The 8232-nt window shown below is 59.3% G+C and carries 7 protein-coding genes; 6 read left to right on the forward strand and 1 reads right to left on the reverse strand.

Annotated elements, in window-relative coordinates:
- Window positions 1-1134, reverse strand: a 1134-nt coding sequence (locus R3280_RS14725; protein WP_318999371.1) for a flagellin hook IN motif-containing protein, incomplete at its 3' end; no start/stop codon positions are given.
- Window positions 1135-1517: 383 nt separating this feature from the next.
- Here R3280_RS14725 and R3280_RS14730 point away from each other — a divergent pair.
- From R3280_RS14730 to R3280_RS14755, 6 genes are all read left to right on the forward strand, one after another.
- Window positions 1518-2972 (forward strand): flagellin, encoded by a 1455-nt coding sequence (locus tag R3280_RS14730; protein WP_318999372.1) that lies wholly within the window; start codon window positions 1518-1520, stop codon window positions 2970-2972.
- 87 nt (window positions 2973-3059) lie between these two features.
- Window positions 3060-3494, forward strand: coding sequence for a flagellar protein FlaG (locus R3280_RS14735; RefSeq protein ID WP_318999373.1), 435 nt, complete (start codon window positions 3060-3062; stop codon window positions 3492-3494).
- Window positions 3495-3740: 246 nt separating this feature from the next.
- On the forward strand, window positions 3741-5711 hold the full coding sequence (gene fliD, locus R3280_RS14740) for a flagellar filament capping protein FliD (RefSeq protein WP_318999374.1): 1971 nt from the start codon (window positions 3741-3743) through the stop codon (window positions 5709-5711).
- Window positions 5712-5722: 11 nt separating this feature from the next.
- Window positions 5723-6130 (forward strand): flagellar export chaperone FliS, encoded by a 408-nt coding sequence (gene fliS / locus R3280_RS14745; protein WP_318999375.1) that lies wholly within the window; start codon window positions 5723-5725, stop codon window positions 6128-6130.
- 116 nt (window positions 6131-6246) lie between these two features.
- Window positions 6247-7005, forward strand: a complete 759-nt coding sequence (locus tag R3280_RS14750) for a substrate-binding periplasmic protein (RefSeq protein ID WP_318999376.1) — start codon at window positions 6247-6249, stop codon at window positions 7003-7005.
- A gap of 85 nt (window positions 7006-7090) precedes the next feature.
- On the forward strand, window positions 7091-8232 hold a 1142-nt coding region (locus R3280_RS14755; protein WP_318999377.1), incomplete at its 3' end, for an argininosuccinate synthase.

Raw genomic sequence — 8232 nt, forward strand, 5'->3', positions numbered from 1 at the left:
AACGTTGGACCTGACTGCAAAGCTTACCGAGGAATCGAAGGTGATTTCTCCAGCGGCCCTGGAACTGTCGGTGGTAGAACCCGCGGCTCCATCAAGGGTGATGGCCGCAGCGTCTGCCTCAGCTCCGCCACGGAAGCTGACCGTAGTGGTGGCCGCGTTGGTGGAGAAGTCATCCAGTTGGATGTCCTTGCCCTGTTCCTGGATAAGCGTGAGCCGGCCATTCTCAACCTCAGCCGTGATGCCGGTGCTGCCGGAAGCGGCATTGATCTCCCGCGCTAGCGGGCTAAGGTCGGAAACATCATCGATCTGGGCCGAGATGGTAGCCTGCTCCCCCCCGGAGGAGAGTTTCAACGAAACGGTGCCAGGAGCGCCCAGTCCGAAAAGGACAGCTTCTGTTCGGGCTTTTGCTTCGACACCGGTCTCTTCGATAACCCCATTGATGGCGGCGGCGATCTTCTCGGCCGTATCGCCGGCACCGACGGTCACGGCCGCTTCGCCGAGGGAACTGGAAACCGTTACGGTCTGGCCAGCGATGGTATTGGGAGCAGTGGTGTCTGGAGCCGCAGCGGTTACCGAGCCGGTCCCTTGCTGGGGCGTGGTATTGGCAGCGTCAACGGTATTGTTGGCCAAGTCAGTGGTGCGGGCGCCTTCGATGGAGACGGCGATGGTCTGGTTCTCGTTGGCACCGGCCTGGAACTTCTGGGCCTGGAAGCTGCCGTCCAGCAGCTTCAGCCCGTTGAATTCGGTGGTTGTGGCGACCCGTTCCAGTTCCTGCTTGAGCTGGTTGACCTCAGCCTGAAGTGCGCGACGGTCAGAGGCGGAGTTGGTGGCGTTGGCGGACTGGACCGCCAGCTCACGAATCCGCTGCAGGATATTGCCGGATTCGCCGAGCGCGCCTTCCGCAACCTGAGCCAGGGAAATGCCGTCGTTGGCATTCCGGATGGCCTGGTTGAGACCGTTGATCTGGGAAGTGAAACGCTCCGAGATGGCCAGGCCGGCGGCATCGTCCTTGGCGGAGTTGATGCGAAGACCGGAAGACAAGCGCTGCAGTGCCGTGTCCGCGTCCCGCTGGGTTGCATTCAGGTTGCGCTGCGCATTCAGCGACGCGGTATTGGTGTTGATGATCTGAGGCATATCGTTCTCCTTGCTCAGAGAAGCCGGAAGCCAAGTGCCTGATCATGAGGAGGCGCCCTACCGGCCGAAGTTCAGAAATAAACGCTCGTGAATCCGGTAAAGCGAATGCTGTGCCACTTTTGGGTTTTGTTTTTCAAATCTCTGTTTTTAATAATTTTAATCTGGGATGAGTGGGGCCGGGCATAAGCAATTTGCCGGTTTTTTGCCGGCCGGGAGGGGAAGCTGGTTGCCGCTTTTACAAACCTTAACAATAAAGCCGAAATTTTTTCTCAAGGTTTGCCGGGGCGTGTCGTTAAACGGTACAGCAGGGCGGCGCACCCAAACACTGAAAACGGGCGCCAGACCTCTTCCAAGAGAAACTAAACGGTTTTAGGAGAAGCAGCATGGCTCTCACAATCAATACCAACATTGCGTCACTGAATGCCCAGAACAACCTGAACAAGTCTTCCGACATCCAGAGCCAGGCTCTTGAGCGTCTGTCCTCCGGTCTGCGGATCAACAGTGCGGCTGATGACGCCGCCGGTCTGGCGATCGCTTCCCGCTTTGATTCACAGATCCGCGGCCTGGGTGTGGCCCAGCGTAACGCCAACGACGGTATCTCCCTTGCACAGACTGCTGAAGGCGCTCTGGGCCAGGCCGGTGACCTGCTGCAGCGTATTCGCGAGCTGTCTGTGCAGTCTGCCAACGACACCAACTCCGCCTCTGACCGCAAATCGCTGCAGTCCGAAGTGACCCAGCTTCAGGCTGAGCTGAACCGTGTTGCCGACACCACCAACTTCAACGGCCGTACGCTGCTGAACGGTGAGTTCACCAACGCCCAGTTCCAGGTTGGTGCTAACGCCAACCAGACCATTAACGTGACTCTGGGCAGCGCGCGCGCCACCGACATTGGCAACTACACGGCGGCCTCCCTGGCGGCTTCAGGCGACGCAGGCAAAACCACTGTTGCGGCTGCGACTACTGCGCCGGCAAGCGCTGTCGCGGGTGGTAACATCACCGTCTCCGGTAACGGTGCCTCCGAGGTAGTAACCTATGCAGCCGCCGCCACGGCGGGTGATGTTGCCGCTCAGATCAACGCCGTCTCCGCAGAAACCGGCGTAACGGCGAATGCCTTTACAGAAGCGACCATCTCTGGCGTTACAGCGAACAGCACCATCTCCTTCAATCTGACCGGTGAAAATGGCGGCAGTCCGGTAACCGTTTCCGCGACAGTCGGTGACGACAACAGTGCCCTGGTCTCAGCAATCAATGACGCCTCCGCCACAACCGGCATCACCGCACAGCTGGACTCTGACGGCAATGTGCTGCTCGAAAGCGATGCGGGCGACGATATCCTGATCGAGAATGTGAACCAGGCGATCTCCGTTCAGGGTGGGCTGGATGCTTCGGCTGTGGCCGTGGCCGCAGGCTCAAGCTCCCGGACGGTCGGTGAGCTTGATCTGAGTTCCAACGCTGCTTTCAGCGCGACCGATACCGCTGGTGAGTTTATCGCTGCAGCCGGTGCTTCCGTGGCTGGCGACCTGCAGTCCGTAGCGGAGATCGACATCACCTCTGCGGAAGGTGCTAACGCCGCCATCGAGGCGATCGACGCCGCCCTGCAGAGCGTCAACAGCCAGCGGGCTGATCTGGGTGCGATCCAGAACCGCTTCAGCTCCACCATCGACGCGATTGCCACCACCTCCCAGAACCTCTCCGCCGCGCAGAGCCGGATTCTGGATGCGGACTTCGCGGCCGAAACTGCCAAGCTGTCCAAGGCACAGGTTCTGCAGCAGGCCGGTATCTCCGTCCTGGCCCAGGCCAATGCCCGTCCCCAGCAGGCTCTGTCCCTCCTGCAGTAAGGGTTCGCCCTGCTAAGGCCGGCGTCACAAGGGCGCCGGCCTTAGCCCGTTGGGGTGCCTTACAAAGGGAAGGAAGCGAGGTGATTTATGAATGGCGTAAATCTGAACAGCCCGGATTTGAAGCTGGTTCGCACCAGTGAGCAAGCTCCGGCTCGGGCGTCTGCGTCACCTCTGGCAGAGAGCAGGAGTGCCCCGGCACAGCCGGCCTCCGTGACCAACGAGGCTTCGGGAAATCGTGTGGTCGTCGGCCAGGAGCCGTCAAAAGCCGAGCGCTTGGAGGCGAGGAACGAAGAGCAGAGAAAGCGGCTGGACGGTGCGGTATCTCAACTGAACGATTTTGTTCAGAACGTGCAGCGGGATCTGCAATTTGAAGTGGATAACGAAAAGGGTCAGACCATTGTCCGTGTTGTGGACCAGTCAACCCAGGAAGTGATCCGTCAGATTCCAGACGAAGTTGCATTGAGATTGGCAGAGAAATTGCAGCAGGATGAACCGCTGACCCTGTTCAACATCAAGGTCTGATCAATAGCCATTGCTCAGTCCCTGTTGCAATGTGATTCAGCACCGCCGTTCCCGCAAGGGTCGGCGGTGTTTTTGTGTTCGGGTAGCCATGAAAATGGGGTCAGAAGAAGGCTTTCTTCTGACCCCGAGCGTGGCCGAGGCTTTAACAAGAAGTAACAAATCGGTGCCGTAAATGAGGCAAAGTTTTGCCGGCCGGTGCCGATAAATAGAACAGCAGTGAATTAGCCCCTTAGAAGGAGGCAGGTTATGGCAGGTATTTCATCACTCGGAATCGGATCCGGCATTCTCACCTCGGACCTGGTGGATAAGCTGGTTGCGGCCGAGCGGAAACCGACCGAGGCCCGTCTCAATTTTGACCAGCAACGCACTGAAGCCCTGATTTCTGCTTTCGGCAAGCTCAAGAGTGCTGTCACGGAATTGCGTCTTCCAGCACGTCGTCTGGCCTCTGCTGAGGATATGCAGGCATTCAAGTCCAGCAACTCGAACAGCGATGTGCTGAACGTTGGTCTGGATACCAAGAAGGCCAAGGCCGGAACGTTCAACATTGAAGTCACTGCTCTCGCAAAGGCGGCATCGCTGGCGAGTGGCTCATTTGCGGACAAGGACGTCACCGCAGTCGGTACCGGTACTTTGACTCTGACTGCAGGGGATAAAACCGGGAACATCGTCATCGACGGCTCCAACAACACCCTCGAAGGTCTTGCCAAGGCTATCAATGAAGCCGCTCTGGGTGTCTCTGCCAGCGTGATTGATACCGGCTCCGGTTTTCGCCTGAGTCTCACCGGCGAAAAAACCGGTGCGGACAACGCCATCACCATCGATGTGGCGGATGCCGACGGCACCGACACCGATACCACCGGCCTGTCCCAGCTTGCCTTTAACTCCACTGCCCAGAACCTGACCCAGACAGTGGCTGCCCAGGACTCCGCCCTGACAGTCAACGGCATCGCCATCTCCCGTTCCGATAACAAGGTTGATGGTGTTATCGACGGTGTTTCTCTGTCTCTGACCGATCTCGGCAGCACCGAAGTCAAGATCACCCGTGATACCGGCGCCATCGGTGAGCGGGTGCAGGGCTTTGTGGACAAGTACAACGCTCTCCAGGGCGTTATCAAGGATCTGACCCGCTTCACTCCCGGCGAGGGCGGCAGCCTGTTGACCGGGGATTCGGTGGTGCGAGGCATTAACCGGGAGCTTCGGAGCCTGATGGGGCAGATCGTTCCGGGTCTGGAGGGAGCCAGTGTTCGGTCATTGGCGGATGTTGGCATCACCACCAACTTCGAAACCGGGCTGATGGATTTCGACCGATCAGTGCTGGATAAGAAGTTGGCATCGGCTCCCAATGATGTGGTGGCTCTGTTTGCGGAGCAGGGCCGTAGTAGTAATGCCAGCGTGGAATTTGTGAGTAGTACCTCAGCCACCAAGCCCGGTGACTATGCGATCAATATTACTCAGGCGGCTTCTCGAGGGGCCTTCACTGGCTCGGTGGCGATTGCTGATCCCGTTACCATAGATGCGGATAACGACACCTTCTCCATCAAGGTGGATGACGGAACTGCCACTGAGATAACCCTGGCGCAGGGCACTTACTCCCGCGCAGATCTGGTCAAGCAGATCCAGAGCCAGTTGGACAGCAACAGCTCGCTGAGTGCGGCGGATCAGTCGGTCAAGGTATCCCTCGACGGAGCCAACCAACTGGTGCTCTCGTCCCAGCGCTTTGGTTCGGTCTCTAATGTTTCGATCACAGCGGTCGATACCAATAGCGCGGCATCCCTGGGGCTGTCAGTGGCCAGCGGAACTGCTGGCACAGATGTGGCGGGTACCATTGATGGAATCCAGGCTTTTGGTGAGGGCCAGACTCTGCTGGCCGAGAGGGGTGATGCGGAGGGCCTCAAGGTCCGGGTGTCCGGCACTGCCACAGGCTCGATGGGAGAAGTGAGTTTTATTGAAGGGATCGGCGAGCGCATGGTGAACGTAGTCACCAGTATTGTTGATTCCGATGGCGCCATTGGTAATCGGGTAGAGTCCTACCAGAACACACTTGAGCGTATAGCTGAAGACCGGGTGCAACTGGCGGAAAGGACCGAAAGTTATCGGGCGCGGCTTGTTGCACAGTTCTCCTCTGCGGATGCCCTGATTGGGCAGTTAAACAGTTTGCAGGACTATCTTGCCAACAATCTCGCTGCCCTGAATCCGGGTAAGCAGAAGAGCAAATAAAGAGGTTTATTATGAACGGTTTAAAAGCCTACCAGCGCGTCAACACCCAGACCAGCATCACTGATGCGGATCCCCACAAGCTGATCCAGCTGCTGTACAACGGTGCGCTGGAGCGGATCAACATGGCCAAGGCCCGGATGCAGGCCAAGGATATGGCCGGCAAGGGCAAGCTGATTTCCAAGGCGATGGAGATCATCGCGGGCCTGCGTGGCTTCCTGGATTTCGAGAAGGGTGGCGAGCTGGCTGCCCGGTTGGAAGCGCTCTATGATTACATGGAGCGCACCCTGTTCGAGGCCAATGCCCGCAACGATGTGGCCAAGCTGGACGAAGTGGCGGCCCTGCTGCGCCAGGTCAAGGAAGGCTGGGACGGCATTCGTGAAGAGGCGACTCAGCCTCGGGTTGCCAGCGCCGCGGTCTGAACCTGACCCGAGGCCGGTCTGGCAATTATGCTCGGACCTAAGTGAGATTCAGAAAATAATTGGCGACGTCTGCCTGGCAAATGTCGCCGTTCTGTTTCCGTACCGGGATGAACATTTTGAAGCTTGTCCCTCTTCTCCGGCCGATGTTGCTGGTGTTTGCCTGCGTTACCCTGCTGGCTGATGCGGCGGCATCGGAAGAGTCTGTTTCCAGTCAGCAACGACTGCACTTTGCCACTGCCGAGGTCTGGCCCTGGGGTTACCTGGGCGCCGACGGTGAGCCGGCCGGCACCCTGGTCGAATTCGCCAATCGCATTGCCGCCATTGTCAATCTTCCTCTGATGAACGAACTGCGCCCCCATCGCCGTGCCATTGCGGAGCTTGCCTCGGGGACGGCTGACTTTGTGGTGCTGTTCGACAGTCCCACGGCCGAAGCTGCCGGTATCCGGGTGGATAAGCTCCTTACCATGTCCATCGTCATTGCCGGTCGCGCTGACGAGACTTATCCGCTGACACTGTCGGGTCTGGCTGGGCGGGAAGTGGCCTACATCCGGGGCTCCTACTACGGCGAGGCTTTCGCCCGTGACGAAAACATCATCAAGGTGCCGGTGGACGCCTTGGCCCAGGGCCTGGAGATGCTCAGGCTGCGGCGTGTGGATGCGGTGGTTTCCAGCGACCAGGCGCTCTACCGAACGCTGGAGGCGCAGGGTTTGCCGGCCAGTGAGTTTCGTCAGGGCCTTGTAGTTGGCGAGCAAAGCGCCAGCCTCTTCATGTCCCGCAACGCTCGCTTTCCCGAATTGCTAGAGCCCGTCCGCCAAGCCATGGGCCGGATGAGAAAGACTGGCGAGCTGGACAGCATCTTCCGGCTGCCCCGGTGAGCCTTCTGGCCGCGCCGGCCTGACTGCCGTACAATACCTGCCTTTCTTTTTCGTACAGCCATTCTGATCAGTCTGGAGCATGGGCATGTCTGATATCAAAAAGGTCGTTCTGGCCTATTCCGGTGGCCTGGATACCTCGGTCATCGTTCGCTGGTTGCAGGACACCTACAATTGCGAAGTGGTCACCTTCACCGCCGACCTGGGCCAGGGTGAGGAGGTCGAACCCGCCCGTGCCAAGGCCGAAGCCCTGGGTGTGAAGGAAATCTTCATTGAGGACCTGCGGGAGGAATTCGTGCGGGACTTCGTGTTCCCCATGTTCCGCGCCAATACCGTCTATGAGGGCGAGTACCTGCTGGGCACCTCCATTGCCCGCCCGCTGATCGCCAAGAAGCTGATCGACATCGCCAACCGTACCGGCGCCGACGCCATTTCCCACGGTGCCACCGGCAAGGGCAACGACCAGGTCCGTTTCGAGCTGGGCGCCTACGCCCTCAAGCCCGGCGTCAAGGTGATCGCGCCTTGGCGGGAGTGGGACCTGAATTCCCGCGAGAAGCTGCTGGCCTACTGCGAGGAGCGCAACATTCCGGTGGAGAAGAAGAAGGGCAAGTCGCCTTACTCCATGGATGCCAACCTGCTGCACATCTCCTACGAAGGCATCAACCTGGAAGACCCCTGGGCCGAAGCCGAGGAAGACATGTGGCGCTGGAGCGTGTCGCCGGAGGCCGCGCCGGATACCCCTACCTATATTGAGCTGACCTACGAGAAAGGCGACATCGTTGCCGTTGACGGCCAGGCCATGAAGGCCCACGAAGTGCTGGCACACCTGAACAAGGTGGCGGGCGACAACGGCATCGGCCGGCTGGACATCGTCGAGAATCGCTATGTCGGCATGAAGTCCCGCGGCTGCTACGAAACCCCGGGCGGCACCGTGATGCTCAAGGGCCACCGTGCCATCGAGTCCATCACCCTGGACCGGGAGGTGGCCCACCTGAAAGACAGCCTGATGCCCCGATACGCCGAGGCCATCTATAACGGCTACTGGTGGTCCCCGGAGCGGGAAGCCCTGCAGGCCCTGATCGACCAGACCCAGGTCTACGTCAACGGCACCGTGCGGCTGAAGCTCTACAAGGGCAACGTGGACGTGGTGGGCCGCAAGTCCGCCGACTCCCTGTTCGACGAGAAGATCGCCACCTTCGAGGAGGACCAGGGCGCCTACGACCAGAAGGA

The organism is Marinobacter sp., from assembly GCF_033722195.1.
GTDB lineage: Bacteria > Pseudomonadota > Gammaproteobacteria > Pseudomonadales > Oleiphilaceae > Marinobacter.

What these genes read in the sequence shown, in the direction of transcription:
- fliD (WP_318999374.1), top strand. Translation starts at nt 3,741, where the DNA reads ATGGCAGGTATTTCATCACTCGGAATCGGATCCGGCATTCTCACCTCG.
- fliS (WP_318999375.1), top strand. Translation starts at nt 5,723, where the DNA reads ATGAACGGTTTAAAAGCCTACCAGCGCGTCAACACCCAGACCAGCATC.
- R3280_RS14735 (WP_318999373.1), top strand. Translation starts at nt 3,060, where the DNA reads ATGAATGGCGTAAATCTGAACAGCCCGGATTTGAAGCTGGTTCGCACC.
- R3280_RS14730 (WP_318999372.1), top strand. Translation starts at nt 1,518, where the DNA reads ATGGCTCTCACAATCAATACCAACATTGCGTCACTGAATGCCCAGAAC.